At 72.0% G+C, this 18168-nt stretch carries 12 protein-coding genes and 5 pseudogenes; 5 read left to right on the top strand and 12 right to left on the bottom strand.

Annotated features, from left to right (window positions below; translation table 11 throughout):
* Window positions 1-436 precede the first annotated feature (436 nt).
* On the bottom strand, window positions 437-604 hold the full coding sequence (locus tag AB0412_RS33245) for a hypothetical protein (protein ID WP_366406324.1): 168 nt from the start codon (window positions 602-604) through the stop codon (window positions 437-439).
* A gap of 404 nt (window positions 605-1008) precedes the next feature.
* Here AB0412_RS33245 and ssuE point away from each other — a divergent pair.
* The 3 genes and pseudogenes from ssuE (at window position 1009) to asnB (ending at window position 5296) form a co-directional block, all read left to right on the top strand.
* A pseudogene (gene ssuE, locus AB0412_RS33240) lies at window positions 1009-1565 on the top strand (NADPH-dependent FMN reductase).
* A 393-nt stretch (window positions 1566-1958) separates the two neighbouring features.
* Window positions 1959-3437 carry a radical SAM protein gene (locus AB0412_RS33235; RefSeq protein WP_366406323.1) on the top strand — a complete coding sequence of 493 codons (1479 nt, stop codon included), beginning with the start codon at window positions 1959-1961 and terminating at the stop codon, window positions 3435-3437.
* A gap of 20 nt (window positions 3438-3457) precedes the next feature.
* Complete coding sequence (gene asnB / locus AB0412_RS33230) at window positions 3458-5296, top strand: asparagine synthase (glutamine-hydrolyzing) (protein WP_366406322.1); 1839 nt, start codon at window positions 3458-3460, stop codon at window positions 5294-5296.
* On the opposite strand, the gene AB0412_RS33225 is transcribed toward asnB, so the two are convergent.
* Genes AB0412_RS33225 through AB0412_RS33200 form a run of 6 tightly spaced genes read right to left on the bottom strand, consistent with a single transcriptional unit; the run spans window position 5269 to window position 13568 of the window.
* The gene (locus AB0412_RS33225) at window positions 5269-6522 is read right to left on the bottom strand and encodes a hypothetical protein (protein WP_366406321.1); all 1254 of its coding nucleotides are present in this window, start codon (window positions 6520-6522) and stop codon (window positions 5269-5271) included. The genes asnB and AB0412_RS33225 overlap by 28 nt on opposite strands.
* A gap of 21 nt (window positions 6523-6543) precedes the next feature.
* Window positions 6544-7641: an amidohydrolase family protein gene (locus tag AB0412_RS33220; protein ID WP_366406320.1), complete on the bottom strand. Its 1098-nt coding sequence runs from the start codon at window positions 7639-7641 to the stop codon at window positions 6544-6546.
* Window positions 7602-8201, bottom strand: coding sequence for a LamG-like jellyroll fold domain-containing protein (locus tag AB0412_RS33215; RefSeq protein ID WP_366406319.1), 600 nt, complete (start codon window positions 8199-8201; stop codon window positions 7602-7604). The genes AB0412_RS33220 and AB0412_RS33215 overlap by 40 nt, the downstream gene beginning before the upstream one ends.
* A 25-nt stretch (window positions 8202-8226) precedes the next feature.
* A complete protein-coding gene (locus tag AB0412_RS33210; RefSeq protein WP_366406318.1) occupies window positions 8227-11862 on the bottom strand; it encodes a hypothetical protein in 3636 nt (1211 codons plus the stop codon).
* The gene (locus AB0412_RS33205) at window positions 11855-12280 is read right to left on the bottom strand and encodes a hypothetical protein (RefSeq protein WP_366406317.1); all 426 of its coding nucleotides are present in this window, start codon (window positions 12278-12280) and stop codon (window positions 11855-11857) included. Before AB0412_RS33205 ends, AB0412_RS33210 begins: the two co-directional genes overlap by 8 nt.
* Window positions 12189-13568 carry an ATP-grasp domain-containing protein gene (locus AB0412_RS33200; protein ID WP_366406316.1) on the bottom strand — a complete coding sequence of 460 codons (1380 nt, stop codon included), beginning with the start codon at window positions 13566-13568 and terminating at the stop codon, window positions 12189-12191. Before AB0412_RS33200 ends, AB0412_RS33205 begins: the two co-directional genes overlap by 92 nt.
* Window positions 13569-13774: 206 nt before the next feature.
* Here AB0412_RS33200 and AB0412_RS33195 point away from each other — a divergent pair.
* A pseudogene (locus AB0412_RS33195) lies at window positions 13775-13867 on the top strand (N-acyl homoserine lactonase family protein); the annotation flags it as partial.
* A gap of 206 nt (window positions 13868-14073) precedes the next feature.
* Here AB0412_RS33195 and AB0412_RS33190 read toward each other — a convergent pair.
* A pseudogene (locus tag AB0412_RS33190) lies at window positions 14074-14307 on the bottom strand (hypothetical protein); the annotation flags it as partial.
* Window positions 14308-14309: 2 nt separating this feature from the next.
* On the opposite strand from AB0412_RS33190, the pseudogene AB0412_RS33185 reads away from it, so the two are divergent.
* Window positions 14310-14890, top strand: a pseudogene (locus AB0412_RS33185) (IS5 family transposase); the annotation flags it as partial.
* 9 nt (window positions 14891-14899) lie between these two features.
* Here the strand turns inward: AB0412_RS33185 and AB0412_RS33180 are convergent.
* The 4 genes and pseudogenes from AB0412_RS33180 to AB0412_RS33165 all read right to left on the bottom strand — a co-directional run bounded on the left by AB0412_RS33180 (window position 14900) and on the right by AB0412_RS33165 (window position 18078).
* Entirely contained in the window at window positions 14900-15259 is a 360-nt protein-coding gene (locus AB0412_RS33180; protein ID WP_366406366.1) for a ribosomal protein L7/L12, read from the bottom strand.
* 151 nt (window positions 15260-15410) lie between these two features.
* Window positions 15411-15547 (bottom strand): annotated as a pseudogene (locus AB0412_RS33175) (IS5/IS1182 family transposase); the annotation flags it as partial.
* A 384-nt stretch (window positions 15548-15931) separates the two neighbouring features.
* Window positions 15932-17137: an MFS transporter gene (locus AB0412_RS33170; protein WP_366406315.1), complete on the bottom strand. Its 1206-nt coding sequence runs from the start codon at window positions 17135-17137 to the stop codon at window positions 15932-15934.
* Entirely contained in the window at window positions 17134-18078 is a 945-nt protein-coding gene (locus tag AB0412_RS33165; RefSeq protein WP_366406314.1) for an MBL fold metallo-hydrolase, read from the bottom strand. Before AB0412_RS33165 ends, AB0412_RS33170 begins: the two co-directional genes overlap by 4 nt.
* Window positions 18079-18168 lie beyond the last annotated feature (90 nt).

The following is an 18168-nucleotide window of genomic DNA, read 5'->3' as shown; positions in this document are numbered from 1 at the left end:
ACGCATGGGCCCCGGCTGGACGTCGTCAGCCGGGGCCTGCATGCCTGCAGAGACAGCGCTTCGGCCCAGAACTCGGTGTAGCGAGCGAGGAAGTCCAGCTCGGCTTGAGAGATCCGCCGTGACCTGCCGGTCTCCAGGTTGTACGCGGCCATCAAGGTCGTGGCTTCGGCATACAGACGGTCCGCGTCACGGATTTCGTAGGCAAGTTCCAGCCTCGCCCCCCCGGCAGGTGACGACCCTGACGTGCACGTCAACGGGTTCCTCGCGGTACGACAGAGGAGCGCGGTAGTCCAGCGTTCGCGTCGGCCCAGCGCAACGGGAGGGCATAGGTGTACTTCTTCACGAGAGAGGTCTTCCTGTGTGGGGGGGGAGATGGCATGGGGACCACTGATGCAGTCGCCGGGCGGCTCTGAGCAAGGCCGTCCATTGCGGTCCCTCAGCCTGCCATGCAGCTCTTCGGCAACTCGGCATTGCCTTCCTGAAGCTGCTGCAGGACATCGCGCAGCACGCGCTGCTCGGTGTCGCGTTCGTCGAGGAGCTGCCCGATGCGAACGCTTGCAGCCGAAGGATCGGCCGGCAAGGCAGCGCGTACCAGCTGACGCACCTCAATGAGGCACGCGCGCCCTCAACCGCGAGCCTGGGCAGGCGAGCGATCACGGTGGTCGGCGAGACATGGGTGACGGACCAACAACCGGTCGTCTCTTCGGTGGCCCAGACCACGGTGCGCTTGTCCGACGCAAGCGTCGGGTGGACGTCGGGACCCACGGTTCTGCTAATGGCCGGCAGGGGGACGCCGTTGTCCCCCGCTAGGGCTGCTGCTTCGTCTGCAGTGGCGACAACCATGCGGGCCGCGAGGGTTGCCGCTTCCCTTCGCCAGCGGGTGGCGACGTCCTCGGCCGCTTGGTTCTGCGCAATCGAGCGCATGGTGACAGGCCGCCCGCCGGTCACCGGCCTAGCCGCCGCCTCCCCGAACCCCTGACATCCCAACCCGACCCGGAAAGGTCCGCCATGGCTGTCATCCTGTCCGTCTCCGGAAGCCCCTCCGCCACGTCACGCACCGCACGCCTCCTGCGCCACCTGGGCCGCCGTCTGACGGCCCACGGCCACAAGGTGATCCCCCTGGACGTCCGCACCCTGCCCGCCGAGGCGTTGCTCGGAGCGGACTTCCGGCACCCGGTGATCAGCGGCACGGCGGTGCTGTTCGAGGAGGCGGACGGCATCGTGATCGGCACCCCCGTCTCAAGGCCGCCTACTCCGGCCTGCTGAAGTCGCTGCTCGATCTGCTCCCCCAGTACGCCCTCGCGGGCAAGACGGTGCTGCCGCCGGCCGCTGGCGGAACCACCGCGCACGTCCTAGCCATCGACTACGCCCTGCGGCCCGTCCTCAGCTCCATGGGCGCGGGCCACGTCGTTCAGGGGTGGTTCACCCTCGACAAGGACATCGTCGCGAACGACGACGGCACACTGGCGGTCGCACCGGCAGCGGAGGAGGCACTCCAGCGGGTCACCGACGAGTTCTCCATGCAACTGAGCGGCCGCACGGCGCTCGTTGCAGCCGGCGCGTGACGGGCCGCTGAATCCCCCGCCTCCGCGAGACCACCGCCCCCGTCCGTACAGGCGGGCGTTAAGAAAACGCCAGGATTTCCGTCCGTACTCGTCCTGGGCGCATGCTGACGGAAGCCTCAGGGTGTGGCTGATCCCTGGGGTCCCGAGCCCGCTCCGTCGCCGACATCCGCCTCACCGCACCGCTCGTCATCTGACGGGCCCCCCGACGGCTCCGGGGCGGCACCTGACCACCGCCCCGGAGCCTCGCGACCAGGCTGCCGATCACGCAGGGCCCCTTGAGGGCACCGGCACGTGGCTGCGTCCGGTCGGGGAAAGGGCCGATTCCTGGATGGCCGACGGCGTAGGCGGGGCGGACAATGGAGCGACTGGAGCCGAGCACGAGGGAGCGACCTCATGCACGACGGCGCGATCCTTTCCCGTTCCGTGGCCTCGGCCCACCCTCTTCCGCTGGTGCCACGTCCGGGGCCCGGCCGGGCAGCCGGTGACTTCGTGCGCAGGCTCGGGCTGGTGGCGTCGGCGTTCTCTGTTGTCCAGATCGACATCAACGCCGTCACACGGCGCGGCAAGGACGGCGAGGACGCGGAGGTGACCCTCTGCGACCACAACTGCACCCAGTCGGTGCGAGGCCGCCCGACGGGAGGCCACTACACCTGCCCGGCCTCCCTGTCGCTCAACCCCGGCGTCGGCTCACGCGATGTCGCTCCCGCCGAACTGCTGGTCCAGGGGCTGCTGACCACGGCCGACGGTATCCGTGCCGCGCAGCAGGACTTCCTGCGCGACGACCTTCCCGCGTACTTCCGCGAGGAGTCCGTGCCCGGCCACCTGCGCCCCGAGTTCGAGGCGGCTCTGCGCAGCCGGCACATCTCCGTGAACCTCTTCGGGGGAAGTCCGGAGCTGCATCCGGGCTGTGTGGAGATCATCGAGGGCCTGCGCGACGCGGGCATGGAGACGCACCTGACCACCACCGGCCGCCGTATCGTCCGGGACCCGGAATTCCGTGCCCGACTGCTGCGCATGCCGCCCGATGTGCTCGCCGTGAGCGCCGACGACTTCGGCTCGCCGGACGAACTGGACGAGTGGTTCGCCCTCGACCCCGACGCCCTGGCGCGACTGTGGCGCTCCGTTCCGGCGGCCCACGGGCAGCGCCGCAAGGCCGTCGAAGCCGTACAGATCTGCAAGCTGGCCGAACGCGAACCGCTGCCCCCGCTGCTCTTCAACATCGTCCTGCACCCGGACAACCTGGCCTTCGCCGCGCAGTTGCTGGACCGGATCGGCGCCCATGTGCCGGGCGCGATCCTCAATCCGTATCCCGTCCAGTCCGCCTTCCTCGGCGAGCAGGGCGCCCTCGGCGAGGAAGACCTGGCCCGGCTCCGCGACGTCGTGGAGGTGGCGCTGGACTGTCACGTCACCCGTCACCTCGGTGGCGTACCCCGCTGGAACCTGGCACCCCGGCTTCCGTACTGGCTGCTGCTGCTCAGCCTGCTCGACATGGACGCCGACACGGCCGAAGTCGCGGACCGGGTCGGCGGAGCCGGGGTGTGGACGTGCTACTCCCGCCGTGGCTCGGGCCGTTGCGTGCAGATCGGATGGGGCCGCCCGGCTCCGGGCAAGCGCCACGCCGGAGGGCATCCCGGCTGCTTCTGGAACGCCGGCACCGTCACCCACCCGCGCCAGTTCTGGGACCTGGGCGCCTCGGAGATGGCGGAGTGGATCCTCGACGGACGCGGGCGGCTCGCCCGGGACGCCGAACGCCCGTGCGCGGGCTGCCTTTTCCCCCGTATGTCGCTGGACGGGGTGAGTCTCGAACTCGGGCTTGACCGGCAGGTCACCGACGCCTACCGAACCGTCCGGAAGCATTACCTCGGTTACTGAATCCTGCCGACGGAGCTGCGATGTGCGGTATCACCGGATGGGTGTCGTTCGACCGCGACCTGACCGAGGAGCGGCCCGTCGTCACGGCGATGACGGACACGCTGAGCAGACGCGGCCCGGACGGCAGCGGTGTGTGGACGGCGGGACACGCCGCCCTCGGCCATCACCGGCTGGCGGTGCTCGATCCGCAGCACGGGGGCCAGCCTCTCGTGGCACCGACACCGCACGGTCCGGTCGCCCTGACCTACAGCGGTGAGACGTACAACTTCGCCGAGCTGCGCGCCGAACTCTCCGCCGCCGGACACCGGTTCCGCACCAGCTGCGACACCGAGGTGGTGCTCGCGGGCTATCTCGCCTGGGGCCTGGACGTCGTGGAGCGGCTGAACGGGATGTACGCGTTCGCGGTGTGGGACGCCAGAGTGGAGCGTCTCGTGCTGGTGCGGGACCGGCTGGGCATCAAGCCGCTGTACTACTGGCCCACCTCCGACGGCCTGCTCTTCGGCTCCGAGGCCAAATCCGTCTTCGCCCACCCACTGGCCCGCCCCGTGCTCGACACCGACGGGCTGCGCGAGATGATCGCGCACAGCCTCAGCCTCGACCTGCCCGTATGGGCGGGCCTGCGGCACGTCCCGCCGGGCGCCGTGGTCACCGTGGACCGGGACGGCCCGCGCACCCGGCACTACTGGCGCCTCACCACCCGCGAACACCGCGACGGCACGCGGGAGACGGTCGACACGATCGGGGACCTGCTGCGGGACAGCGTGCACCGCCAGCTGATCGCGGACGTGCCGGTGTGCATGCTGCTCTCCGGAGGCCTGGACTCCAGCACGATGACCGCGCTTGCCGCGACTCGACCGGGTGCCTCGGGCGAGGCCGTCACCACGTACTCGGTCGACTTCGCCGACCACACCGGCATGTCCGTCGACGACCGCGAACGCCCCGACGCCGACGCCCCGTTCGTCCGCGAGGTCGTCAAGCAGCTGTCCACGCACCACACGGAGGTCCTGCTGGACGCCGACGAGATCGCGGGACCGGATCTGCGGCGGGAGACCGTGGCCGTGTACGACCTGCCGCCCGGCTCACAGGACCGCGACCGCTCCATGTACCTGCTCTTCCGGGAGATCCGCCGCCGCTGCACCGTGGCGCTGTCGGGCGAGTCCGCCGACGAACTCTTCGGCGGCTACCACTGGAACCACGACCCGCGGCTCCAGCGGACGGCCGACTTCCCGTGGATCGCCGGCCTCGACGACTACGGCCAACTGCGCTCGGCCCTGCGCCCGGAACTGTCCCGGTCGCTCGAGTTCGATGCCTACCTGCGCGACCTGTACGCGAGCGCCGTCGCCGAGGTGGAGCACCTGCCGGACGACAGCGCACTGGAGCGGCGCATGCGGGTGTCGAGTCATCTGCACCTGACGCGGATGCTGCGGGTCCTGCTGGAGCGCAAGGACCGCCTGAGCATGGCCGTCGGTCTGGAGGTGCGCGTGCCGTACTGCGACCACCGGCTCGTGGAGTACGTGCACAACACACCCTGGCGGCTGAAGTGCCATGACGGCCGGGAGAAGAGTCTGCTGCGAGCGGTCGGCCGCGACCTGCTGCCGGAGTCGGTGCTCCGCCGCCGCAAGAGCGCCTACCCCACCCTGCGCGCGCCCCGCCACACACGCCTGCTCCAAGAGGCCGCGGCGCAGCTGCTCCGCGAGCCCGGCCGGCCGGTCTTCGACCTCGTCGCCCCCCGCTGGCTGGCCGGGGCGGTGCGCACCGCCCCGGCCGCCCTGCCCGCCGCGGTCCGCAACGGCATCGAGGACGTCCTCAACCTCGACGTCTGGCTCGACCTCTACAAGCCCGAGCTCCGGGTGCGCTGAAAGCGTCCGCACGCGTCGCGAAAGCCGGCCAGGAACGCCTCGTCGCTGGTGGCGCGCCTGATGCCGGCGCTCGTGGCGGCGAAGTCCCTGATCCCCGAGGGGTCGTGGGCCAGCCGTTTGAGACAGTCGGCCAGACCGGCGGGGGTGGCCTGGAAGCGGTACGCCTCGGGAAGCATCTCCTGCACGCCCACGCCGGCCAGCGCCGGGGCGAGGGTGCACAGGCCGGAGCGCGTGGCCTCCAGCGCCGTGTAGGGCACCAGGTCGAACCGGGAGGAGCAGACGAACACCCCGTTGCCCGCGAGCGAGGGGAAGACGCGGCCCACCAGAGTGTCCCGGCTCATGCGCGGGGTGAACACGAACGCCTCGCGTAGTTCCCGCGGGAGTCGGGCCCTGAGCCGTTCCCGCTCCGCGTCCTGCGGGAAGCCGCCGATCACCACGGCCCTCCCCAGATGCCCGTTCTCGATCGCGACGCGGCAGCCGTCCACGAAGAGCTCGACGTTCTTGAAGTGGTCCAGCCGCGACACCGCGGTCACCGCCACCAGGCCGGACTCCTCGCGAAGAGCGCCGAGTTCGGCCGGCAGGGGCGCGCGGCCCAGCGCGCCGTCCAGCGGCTGGGCGAGCGCGGTGACCCGCCCGGCCGGTATCCCCTCGGCGCGCAGCCGCCGCACCTGCAGCGGCGATATTTCGGCGCACACGACGGCCTCCCGGCGCCGCACCACGTCCAGGCCGCGCTGCTGGACGTCGTGCAGGTGCCGCGCCTTGGCGTGGTCCCAGTCGAAGGCCAGCCGTGCCGCCGGCCAGCCGATCGCCTCGGCCACGTGCCCGACGAACGGCGAGTGATGCGTGACCAGCGAGTCGAACTCCGGTGGCGCGTAAGGCAGTACGGCCGACGTCTGGTAATAGGCGACGGGTGAGGTCTCACGCCGTGCCTCGACGGCCTGCCCGATCGCCGCGCGGAAGGCGTCGGTCACGTCCGCCTCCGCCATGCCGTAGTGGAACTCCACCGTGACCGCCGGATGGCGGCCGAGGACACGCGTGCGGCTCAGCCGGGGCCGAGACAGCTCGTCGCGGCGCCGGTAGAGCACGAACGCGGCCTGCCCACCGCCGCGTTGGAGGATGTCCGCGGCCCTGAGGGCATGCTGGACGACGCCGTAGAGGAACGGGGCGTCGGGTTCGTCGGGGACGAAACGGTGGTTGAGGATCAGGACGGTGTCGCGCAGGTGCACTGTGCCTCCTCGCCTCTGGCCTCAGAGCCCCGGGATGACGTGGCGCGCGGTACCGGCGTAGATCTCTTCCAGGACGTCCGGCGGAAGGCCCAGCCCCGAGATCATCCAGCGGCCGCGCAACGGCGGATGCTCTTCGGTGTGGGGGAAATGCTCGTCCTCGGTCTCCAGGAACCTGAAGTGCATCCGGTACGCGGCCTCACGGGGCGGGATCTCATCGGTGCCGAACAGCACTCTGCCCCGGTGACGGAGCAGGAGCGCCCTGGTGCGGCGCGGCTGGCGGCCGAGCTCGGCGAGCCGCGCGGAGATGTCGATGCGGTAGTTGGGGCAGGTGGCGAGCATGCGGTCGACCACGGAGAGATCCTCGGCGCAGCATCCGGCGTGCACGCCTATGAAGGTGGTGCCGGGGTGCGCGCGGATCACGTTCTCCAGCGCGGCGATGAGCCGTTCGAAGGTGGGCAGGCCCTTTCCGGCATACGACCACTCCGGGTGCTCCAGCAGCTCTTCGAGGCGTTCGTTGGAGACGTCCGGCGGGTCGAAGAAGGCCATGGGGTCGGCGGTGTGCACGGCGACGGGCACACCCAGCTCGCCCGCCCGGCGCCACAGCGGCCACAGGCGGGCGTCGTCGGGCAGGACCAGGCGCCCCGCGCCGTCCCGGACGGACAGGCCCAGGTCCTTCCAGACCTTCAGGCCGCGTGCGCCGGCCGCCACGGCCGCTTCGAGGTCGTCCGCGAGCAGAGCGCCGGCCCGCTCGCCCGGTGCCGTGCGCAGCCGGGACCAGTCGGCGTGGCAGAACGTGACGAACCTGCCCGGGAAGGCCCGGTCGTAGCGGTCCAGGTTGTCCCGCAGTTCCGCGCCCCACCTGCCGTCCAGATTGACCACGGCACGGATGTTGCAGCGGTCCATCGTCGCGAGGAGTGCCCGTGGGTCCCGAACCGCCCAGTCGCCGGTGAGCCATCGGCCGAGATGGGCGTGCGCGTCGACCGCCGGGACGCTCGCCCGCTCGACGCGGGTGACGGGGACGCGCAGCCGACTGCGCGGCGCGTAGTCGCCCAGGCGCGGGCCGTCGGCGCCCGCCGTCGTCACGGGGACGCCTCGGTGCGGTCCGGCGTGGTCCGCCACAGCATGACCTCCTCGATCCGGCCCTTCCACATGCGCTGGTCGCCGTCGGGCCAGGCGCCGATGTTCAGACCGAACGGCCAGTAGACGCCCTGCGCCGTGCCCAGTCGACGGTAGCCCTCGGCCACCAGTTCGCCGTCCATCACGAGCGCCATGGCACCGTCGTCGGTGTACACGAACGTCACGTGGACCCATCGGCCGAGAGGCACGAGATGAGGACGGCTCTGGATGCCGCCCCACTCCATGCTGCGGTAGATGCTGGCGCCGAGCGCGCCGTTGCCCTCCACACCGAAGGCGAAGGACAGGTAGCCCTCCAGCAGGGTGCGCCGGTGTCCGTACTCCTCCAGGTACACGGTCAGGTCGGCGCGCAGGCCCCCCGGCCGGGTGAGCGTGGGTGAGGGCGGCACGAACACGCGGTCGGTCGCTCCGTCGAACAGCGCGGCGCCCGCGCCCTGTGCGCTGCCGGCTCCCCGCCGGGGTGCGCCGTAGCCGTGGTTGCGGTGCCCCGAGAGGTCCTCGGCACCGGGACGGTCGTAACGGTGGTGCAGGACGAGCTCGAACACGCGCTCCTCGCAGGGGTCGTGACGGTCATGGCCACCAGCTCTGGATGTCGGCGAGATCCTCCGCCAGAGTGCGCAGCGCCGCGGGGCCGTCATGTTCGGCCAAGGCCTCCAGCAGGTCGGGCAGGCTCGCGAAGAGCCGCTCGCGCGGACCGGCGGCGAGGTCGTCGAGCGCCGACTCGTACAGCAGGGCGAGCGCCGTTCGCTCGCCGGTGCCCGCCGGGGTGTCACGCAGGGCCCGGTGCAGGGCCGTGGCGCGGACCCGGGCCCGAGCGGGGCGGTCGGCGAGCTGGGCGATCTGCTCGGCGAGCAGGGCCGGGACGCGTGGGGCCTCGCCGCGCAGTACGGCGGTGAGGGCGTCGGCGCGCAGCAGGTCGAGGGGGATGTCCGCGCAGACCTCACTCGCCCGGGCGATGTCCCCGCAGGTCACGAGGGCTTCGGTCACCCGGCACAGGGCGACGGACCGTTCGTAGTAGTCCTCGATGCCCTGCGCGAGGGTCAGGGCCTGCTCGCACAGGCCGGTCCGTGCGGACGGCGACCCCGCGGCCGCCGCGCGGGCCAGGACGGAGACCTGTGAGGAGGCGTCGAGGCCCGCGGTGAGCTCGTGCACCTCGGCGAGCAGTCGCCCCGTGTCCTGCGCGGGCAGCGCCCGGGCGAGGATCTCCGCGTGCCGGGTCCGGTAGGGGATTCGTGCGGCGAGCTCCAGGGCCGTCTCCGCCCGCCCCTGCTCCAGATGCGCGTCGGCCAGCGCGTACAGCAGATCGCCCTGCCACAGTCCGCCCACCGAGTCGGCGAGTTCGCCCGCCTGCTCGGTACGGCCCAGCGCGCACAACCGCGTTCCCAGGGCGCAGCGGGCGGCCCAGCGCAGTTCGTCCTGCGGGATGGACAGCGTGAGTGCGGCCGCCTCGTCGAGGGCATCGGCGGGCAGGTGCGACGCCGCCCGTGCCAGCAGGGCAACCCAGCCGGGCGGTCGGTCCGCGGCGGCGAGCAGTGCGGCCACGCTCCGGGCGAAGCGCTCCGCCTCGGCGCTGTCAGCGCAGTCGGCGGCCGCCAGCAGCGCGCCGACACGGGCCGGTACGTCGTCCACCGCGTCAGTGAGCCGGATGACGCGTTCCGCATCGCACCGGGCCAGGGTGGGGGCGAGGTCGGTGAGGACGGCCGAGCGGGTCGTGTCGTCCGGCATCGCGGCGAGGGCGGCTAGCGCCCCGCGGTGTGCGGCCTCCCGCAGGTCCGGCTCGGTGGCCGTGGCCAGGACGGCGATCAGCAGGGCCAGCCGATGCGCGGGGGCGGGTATCCGGTCGGCGAGCGTGTCGACGGCCCGGCCGCCGGACGTCCACCGGAGCATCGAGGCCAGTGACGCCCAGGCGAGCGTGCCCTCACGGCGGTCGTCGATGGCCGTGCCGAGCTCGTAGGCCGCCTCCACGAGCCGCGCAGCCTCGTTCCCGGACGCGTCGACGGCCGCGAGGGTCAGCAGATGCGCGCGCCAGTAGCGGGCGGCCGGATCGTCGCTCTCGTGCGGGGCGGAGCCGCCGGTGGAGAAACCCGCCTGGCCCAGTCGCGCCGCCGCCTGATGACGGCGGCGCCGGTAGTCCTCGATGAACGCGGCACTGGCCGCCATGCCGGACGGCGACTCCAAATTCTCCTCGTGGCCGTGCCCCTCCCGGGGCATCGACATCGTCGGCATGCCCTCCTGGACCCCGAGCAGCCGCAGCGCGACCACCTGGAAGTAGGGATCGGCCAACGACCGTACCACCGACAGCAGTTCGCCCTGCCGCTCGGCCGAGACATGGTGGTACAGCCGCCACAGTTCGCCCACCCGCCAGAATTCGTCGGGCACCGAGCGGACGGCGGCCATGGCCTCGCGCTCGACGTCCTCTCGCAGCTCCGCGGGCACTTCGTCGATCAGGCTGGTCAGTGCCTCGGCCCGGTCCTCCGCGGTGGGGATCTCCCGGGCCTGGGTCAGCGCCTCGGCCACCGACATCCTGCCGTGGCGCACCAGCAGCGACCACAGCGCGGGCGGCGTCGCCTCCGCCTGGCTGTTGAGCGAGCAGGTGATCAGGACGTAGCGCAACTGGAGCATCCAGGACAGCGGTTGGGTTCCGAGCCGGACGGCGTTGCGGGCGACGTTGACGTCCCGGCGGTAGGCGGCGATCTCGCCGGCCCGCCGATGGACCGTGAACCACAGGTTGGCGGGGCGCGGTCCCTCGTCGAGGGAGAGGGTCAGCAGCGTGTGCAGATCGTCCTGCCGGTCCGCGCCGACGAGGTGATCGACGACATGGCGCAGGCCGTAGCCTCCGTCGAGCCGTTCCGGTCCGGGCTCGGCGAGCCCGGGCAGGCCGTCGGCGAGCCCTCCCCACGCCGTGAGGTAGCGCTCGGCCGTGCGCGCGTGCGCCTGGCGGGTGGCGCGGGCCAGACGGCGGGCCAACGACCGCTCGGCGGTGGTCAGTTCCTCCGTGGCGACGTCGCCGCGCAGGAACTCGCCGAGGCTGTCGTGGAAGGTGCGGTAGAGGACGTCCTCACCGCTCTCGTCGGCGTGCAGGAAAGGACGCCAGTCGTTGTCGAGCAGGTCCTCCACGGTGCCGGTGTGCGCCGTCCCCGCCAGCTCGGCGATCAGCCGGGCCGACAGCGGCTCGGCCGCGGCCGCGATCACGGACAGCACCGGCAGGTCGAGCTCGTGCCAGCGCTCCTCGTGACGCCGCTGCCAGTCGTACCAGTACTGGGCGTAGTAGTGCCACAGACCGGTGGGCAGCCGGTCGATGCGGTCCGGGGCGAGCCGCTCGGCGGCGATCTCGGCGATGACGTAGTGCAGATAGACCCACACGCCCTCGGACTTGGCCAGGAGCGTGTCCACGAACCGGCTCTGCGGGATACCGTCGCGCTCCAGGATGCCGCGCAGCGGGTCGCTCTCGCCGCGCCCCTCCAGGTAGGCGCGTGCGTCGTCGCGGTTCTCCTCGCTCTCCGGGTCGATGCGCATGATCTCCCTGGGGACGTCGATCCGGAACGGGATGTGCACGGGCCGCTGTGTGGTGACCACGAACACGCCCGAGGGCAGCCGTGCCGGCAGGCCCAGCGGGTTCTGGCCGGCCGCGGGCGTCGTCTCGTTGAGGCCGTCGACGACGAGCACGATCGGCTCGCCCGGATGCAGCGCGTCTCTGCGGGCGGCGGCGGCCTCCAGCAGCTCGGCCAGGAACTCGGGCCGGTCCGCGGTGGGCGGCAAGACGCCACCGGTGGCGTAGGTCTCCAGGTCCCAGGCCCGGATCAGCTGGGCGCTCAGATTGCGCAGCGCCGCACCCGAGTCGTCGGGGTCCGGCATCAGCCGTACGAAGTGATGCACATAGCCGCGTTCGCGGGCCAGCCAGGCGACGAACGTGGTCTTGCCCATGCCCGCCTCGGCCTCGATCAGAACGTAGCCGCGGTCGTGCCGGGCGATGGCCGCGTCCAGCTGGGCGAGCAGCCAGCCGCGGCCGGTGAACCGGTTCAGCTCCAGCTCGCGGTGGAGCTGTGCGGGACTGAGGTAGGCGTCCTGGAGGCGGGCGTACTGGCCGACGAAGAACGTGTTGTTGTCGCCGGTGACCAGCAGGCTGTTGATCGCGTCGCCGCCGAGGGCGATGCTCCGGTCGCCGGTCGCGGCCACCGCCCGCAGCGCCGGCCCGAGGTCACTCATCCGGGTCCCGCCGCGGCGAGGCCGTGTCGCCGGTGCTGACGCTGCCGCCGCTGACATCGCGGCCGACGGCGATGGAGCGGGTGCCGCTCGCGGTCACGTTGGTGACGGTGACGCCGGCCGCCGTGGCCTGGCTCCACAGCGCGCTGAGCTCCTCGCGCAGCTCGGCGTCGGCGTTGAGCAGCTTCTCCAGCTGCCAGGCCAGGGCGTCACGCGCGCCGGTGCTGTCGGGTGCCTCGGCGACGTCCTGGACGGCCTCCAGGGCGGCCGGGCGGGAACGGACCCGGTCCGCGAGCCGCCCCCACAGCCGGACGGCGTGGTCCCAGGCCTCACCCGCGGCGGCGGCTGTCGCCCGGCCCGCTCCTTCGAGCAGCGGTGCGAGGAACGGTGCGAGGAAGTCGACGAGCGGGCGGATCTCCATGCTGCCTCCATGGCCACGGGTACCAGGACGGCCGGGAGGCGCGTCCCGAGAAGTAGTGAAGGGTCGTGGGCCCTCGCTCCAGCCACCGCGGCGGCAGCAGGCCGCGCAGTGCGAGGGCGGCGGCGGGTACGAGGTCGTCAGCAGTCAACCACGCCCGCTCGTCCGCCGTGCGCAGGCCACGCAGCACCGCGCGCCGGGTCAGCCCCTGCTCCTTCGCATAGGTGCGCCGCGTCCTGAGGTCGTAGTTCTCCACGACGTAGGTACGACCGTCCAGCTGGGGACCTCTCGGGACGGGGCGCCCGCTGAGGTCGAGGTGGAGCGCCCGCACCACGTCGACGCCGTGGATGTTCTCGAACATGCGGAACCCCGCCCCCGCGCGCGGGTTGACGTCCAGTACCCGGTAGCTGCGGTCGCGGCGGTCGTAGCGCACATCCATGCTGACGACCCCGCTGAAGCCGACCGCCTTCAGGAAGCGCTCGGCCCGCTCCCGCAGTTCGGGGTTGTCCTCGGAGCGCGCGCAGGCCGTCTCGCCCGCGTACGCGGGGTACGAGCGCAGCTTGCGGCCGGTGAAGGAGACCAGGCTGACGGAGTCGGTGTCGCAGTAGGCGTGGAAGAGCCAGTCGTCGCCGGGCCGGCCCGGCACGAGCTCCTGGAGCAGCACCTCGTACTCCGGGCCCGGCTCCGTCGTGGCCGCGCGCAGCTCCGCGCGGGTTCGCGCGATCAGGGTGCTGTACGTGCGCGAACCGTCCGGGAGCAGCGCCCGGACGGCACGCTTGACCACCACCGGGAGTTCTACGTCGGCCAGGTCGCCCTCGGGCGCGGGGCACCGCTGGACGCGGGTGCGCGGCATGGGAAAATCAGCCTGCTCAGCGATCTGTGCGCAGCGCCGCTTGTTGACGAGGTCGAGGGCGAGTCCGGGGCGGCAGTCCGGGACGAGGAGCTTCTCGGGCAGACGGTCCGCCCGTTCGTTGAGGAAGACGGCGGTGTGGTCGTCCGTGGGGACGACCACACAGGGGCCCCCGATCCGCTCGGCGACCCGGCCGATGCCGTCCAGGAGCTGGTGCTGGTAGTCGTACTGGTCCCCGGTGCGCCACACGAAACCGCCGTGCAGATACGCCGAGAGCGCGGCGGGCGTGAAGGGGTCCTCGTGCACGCCGTAGACCGGGACGCCAGCCCGGCCGAGCGAGCGGATGGCTCCGAGCCCTCCGTGGTGGAGCCGGTAGTCGCCTGTCTTGAGGACCAGAGCCGCGACACCGGGATCCAGTCGTGGGTCACTGTGCCGAGCCATCCGTCCCCCAGAAAAGGCGCGTACGAACCCGACGGTGCGTGCCGTATCAGGGCACAGAGTGGCATGAACCCCCCGCCGCGAACAGGGCGCGCGCAGGGGGCGCTGGAGCCGGGCGTGCGCCCCGCGCGCATCCACTCGGTGGCGCGCGTGAGTCTGCCCTCTGCAGACCGGCCGGGGCGGCCCCGGCAGGCTGACAGCATGACCGCATGGGGACCGACATCACGGTTCGCCGCATCGACCTGGACTGCTTCGTCCGGCCCGCCTCGGAGACCGCCGGCCCGGAGCCGAGGGTGGAACCCGCGTCGAAGTCGCCCCTGGATTAGATGGGAGCGAGCGATGAGAGCGGGGATAGTGACGATCTGTATCCGGCATGACCCCAGGACTCTGCTGCGCGTCGTAGAAGCAGGCGGGCCGGGCGCGGCCGAGGCCCTGGAGGCCCGGCGTGTGACCGCCCGCGGAATGGAGCAGCGCCGGATCGTCGGCCGGGGCCTGCCGCGCGGCATGCGCTGCCGTCGCGGATCGCGGTTTGCTTCACCACGGTGTCGCGTCCATCGGCGGTGAAGGTGAGGACCTGGCCCCACTGCTCGTCGCCGAGCTGGGGCGGGGTCACGTTCTGCGTGCTGATGTCGATTGCGGTGCTGCCGACGAGGACCTGGTACTCCGGGCAGCCGGTCATGGCGTCGCAGATTCGGCCCGTGCCGTCGGACAGCTTGCTCGCGGTGTCGCTGTACAGCTCCTCTGGTCCAGATCGACTCCACCATCGTCCGTGCTCATCAGCACGCCGCCGCCACCGGCCGAAAAGGGGGCGGCATCAGCCGGACGAACCGGACGATCACGCCCTCGGCCGATCCCGCGGCGGACTGACCACCAAAATCCACCTCGCCTGCGACGGCAAGGGCCGCCCGCTCGCGATCCTGGTGACGCCCGGCCAACGCCACGACAGTGTCTGCGCACGCCCTTTGCTCGAACGGATCCGTGTCCCCCGCACCGGCCTGGGCCGACCTCGGTGCAGGCCCGACCAGGTCATCGCAGACAAGGCTTACAGCTCCCGCGGATTCCGCGCCTACCTGCGAAAACGCGGCATTGCGCACACCATCCCGGAGAAGACCGACCAGCGACGGCACCGGCTGAGGCGCGGTTGCCGCGGCGGGCGACCGCCAGGGTTCGACCGGGAGACCTATCGGCGGCGCAACGTGATCGAGCGCTGCTTCAACCGGCTCAAGGGCTTCCGCAGGATCGCCACGAGATACGAGAAGACCGCAACTTCCTACGAAGCGGCGGTCACCCTCGCATCGTTCCTGCTCTGGGCAAGATCCGTTTGAAGACGGACCCTAGAGCGCGTCTCTCAGATTTGGCTGTGAGTCCGTCATCACTTCCCGTACCCAGTCGGTTGAAGGCGGACAACTCACTCGACAGGCCTCGGCAGGCCACGGCCCACTGCACAGGTGCGGGTCGAGCGGACCAGCCCCTGGCGTGACGGTGCGGTCGCACCAGCCGCAGACCACTGCCGCGTGCGCGCCTACGGCCTCAAGGACACCGGCTGCGTCCTGGGCGCCTTCGAGCCAGTCGGGTTCTGTGACCGCTAGGGGCGCACTCTCCAGCAGGAGCTTGCTGTTCCAAAGGCTGAGGCCGGTGAGGGTTCGGATCGCACGGATCGCCTCCGTCCTCCGGCCCCCCGACTCCGTTAGCACGACGCGAAATCCTGGCTCTTCCACGCCCTTCCCGGCAGCCCCAAGCTGTGCAGCAAGTGAATCATCCCCGCAGTCGCTGCCGCCGAGTGCCGGACAAGGGGGGCGGCAAGGTGGAATGCGGCCTGGAGGCGATGGCCGGCTTGCCCGTTCACATGGCCAGGCCGCGCCACTGCTTGAACCGGTTGATGCATCGCTCCACCACGTAGCGTGGGGTGTGCATCTCGGCGTCGAAGGTGGGCGGGCGCGCGGAGGTGCCCCGGAGCGGCCCGGCTGGCGAAGCCTTCGTCCCCGAGGCCGTCGCGCACCGTCTCCACGAACGGGGCGGCCCACGAAACGTTGGCGGCCACGGACTGGCCTTGCGCTGCCCGCGGGTCCAGTTCGCGCAAGAGGAAGCAGAGGAAATCCACGCTTTGAGAACTCCTGGACCGCGGTAGCGCTCGTCAGCACGCCTCACCTCCACCAGTGGGCACAGGCGAGATGCACCGTAGAAGTGGCACGCCGTTGCGGAACACCCGCCTTGCAGCCTGCCACCGCTCCTCCAGACGCGGCCGCCGCCGTGGCCGCGGGGCGCACAAGGCGCTGCGGACCCTGTCGGTCCGGGTGGCCCAGGCGGCGCCGATGGGCGCGCTCGAAGCGGCTGCCGGGTCACATCCCAGGACGGCGGTTGCCGGGTCACCTCCCGGGCCGGCCCCGCAGGAGCAGGGCTCCCGTTACGACGGCCCCGGCTCCGGCGAAGGCGGCTGCCGCGCAGACGAGGGCAGCGGGAGCGTGGCCGACGGCGCCGGACAGGGTCGCGAAGGCGAAGGGAGCGATGGTCGCGCCGGTGTAGATGCCGACCTGGACGGTGTGTCCGGCGTGCTCCGCACTGTCGGGGACCAACTGCAGCGCTGTGGCGAGCAGCAGGCCGGTCCAGCCCCAGCCGGCGGAGAAGGCCAGTATCGCGCCGAGGACGAACGACACCGGAGTGCCGGCGGAGATCAGGGCGAGGCCGAGGCCTCCGGCGAGCATCATCGAGGCGATCACCGCGGGATTGCGGCGCGGGGCGCGGTCGGTGAGGGCCCCCGCCGCGATACGGATGGCGATGGCGAGGAGCGCACTCAGCGCCAGCAGGTTGCCGGTGGCCACGGCGGGCAGCCCGGAATCGGTACCGAGCTGAACGAAGTAGGTGGCGACCGCGTTGTTGCCGGCCGCCGACAGTGCGGCGGCAACAGACCACCACGCCAGCGTTCCCCCGACCCGACGCGGGGCGGCGGTCGCCGGCGGGGCCGGCTGGGGCCGGTGCGGTGACCGGGCCAGTGGAGTGAGCGCCACCGGGATCAGCGCGATGAGGCCGGCGGTCAGCAGGGCGGTGCGCCATCCGTACGCCGGGACTACCAGGGCGACGAGCAGACCGGGCACGAGCGTGGCCGCCGCCAGTGCGGCGCCCACGATGCCCGCGGCCAGCGAACGCCTGTGTGCCGGCGTCCGTGTGGCGATCAACCGGCCGGCCGCCGGCTGTACGAGAGCATTGCCCAGACCGCCTACGACCAGCGCTGTCGTCAGCGAGGCCATCCCCTCTGCCTGCGCGGCCGCCAGCATGACGGCAGCGGCGATCAGGGCCGCGGTCGCCAGGACGACATGCACCGGCAGTCGTGCGGCGACACGCTTGGCGACCGGAGAGCCCAGCGCGGTGGCGGCGTAGAAGGAGCTCAGCGCAAGCCCCAGCGCGCTGCGGGACATTCCGAGGCCGGTCTCGATCACCGGAGCCAGCGCTCCGACGACGAAGCCGGGCATGACGGTCACGGTCGCGGTCAGCGCCGCTGCGGTGACCGACGGCCAGTGCCGCGGGTGCGGGCGCGGGAGCGGAGTGATCGGCTCGCAGGCACGCGTGACGGTCACGCCGCACTTCCGGGCCAGGTGTCGACCGGCTGCCAGACGGGACGGCCGTTCTCACCCTGGCGTACCTGTCCGAAGACCACGTCGGCGAAATGGATGCCGAAGCCGACGGTGCCGGGCTCGGCGAGCTCGGCGATCAGGCGGCGGCGGAAGTCGGCTGCCCGGGCGCGATCGTGGTCGGGAGCCGCGGACCATTCGGGGTGAGCGACCTGGATCGGCGAGTGCATGGCGTCGCCGAAGGCGATCAGCCGCTGCCCGCCGACGGACAGGACGTACGCGGCATGACCGGGCGTGTGGCCGGGGACGAACCGGACCCGCAGGCCGGGGAAGATCTCCTGGCCGTCCGTCACGGTACGCACATGGGGCGCCAGCGCCTCGAGCATGTCGCCGGTGGTGCCGTGTGCCTGCAGGAGCTGCCGCTGGGCCCACTCGGGCTCAGCCACCAGGTAGTCGGCCCGGGAGAAGACGCGACGGTCGGTGCCGGGCGCGGGGTGCCAGGCCCAGCCCAGGTGGTCGATGTGCAGGTGGGTGAAGGCCACCGCCTCGATGTCCTGCGGCGCCCGGCCCACGGCGGCGAGGTTGTCCAGGAGGGCGCCCCCGTGGATGGCGCCGTGCGCGTTGCCGGGTTCGGCGGGCAACGACTGCGGCCCGAAGCCGGCGTCGATCAGCAGTGCCCGCTCGCCGCGCTCCACCAGCAGTCCGCCGATCCCCGCGGCGAGGTTCCCGGTCTCGTCCAGGTACTCGGGGTGGCCGGCCCAGGTGTCGTCGGTGGTGTCCGGCAGCCAGCCTCGCGGCGTGAGCTGCACCGCGCCGTCCGGCACGTAGGTCACCTTCGTGTCGCCGAGCTGCAGCGAACGGATACCGGAGGGCCGGCACAGCCGCTCACTGTGCCGCGGCGCGGGGCCCGCGTACGCTGCGTCGGCGTCCAACTGGGGTGTGGTCATCGTGGGTTCTCCTCAACACAACAGCCCCGGTGGGGCCGACTGCGATCAAGGCTGCCGGTGGGTGCGGGAACCCCGCGAGTGACCATGTGG

The sequence above is a fragment of the Streptomyces sp. NPDC052012 genome (genome assembly GCF_040689265.1).
Classification (GTDB): domain Bacteria; phylum Actinomycetota; class Actinomycetes; order Streptomycetales; family Streptomycetaceae; genus Streptomyces.
The sequence above is the reverse complement of the archived record's forward strand: the minus strand, read 5'-3'. Positions and strand labels throughout refer to the sequence as shown.

What these genes read in the sequence shown, in the direction of transcription:
- AB0412_RS33235 (WP_366406323.1), top strand. Translation starts at nt 1,959, where the DNA reads ATGCACGACGGCGCGATCCTTTCCCGTTCCGTGGCCTCGGCCCACCCT.
- asnB (WP_366406322.1), top strand. Translation starts at nt 3,458, where the DNA reads ATGTGCGGTATCACCGGATGGGTGTCGTTCGACCGCGACCTGACCGAG.
- AB0412_RS33210 (WP_366406318.1), bottom strand. Translation starts at nt 11,862, where the DNA reads ATGAGTGACCTCGGGCCGGCGCTGCGGGCGGTGGCCGCGACCGGCGAC.
- AB0412_RS33205 (WP_366406317.1), bottom strand. Translation starts at nt 12,280, where the DNA reads ATGGAGATCCGCCCGCTCGTCGACTTCCTCGCACCGTTCCTCGCACCG.
- AB0412_RS33200 (WP_366406316.1), bottom strand. Translation starts at nt 13,568, where the DNA reads ATGGCTCGGCACAGTGACCCACGACTGGATCCCGGTGTCGCGGCTCTG.
- AB0412_RS33165 (WP_366406314.1), bottom strand. Translation starts at nt 18,078, where the DNA reads ATGACCACACCCCAGTTGGACGCCGACGCAGCGTACGCGGGCCCCGCG.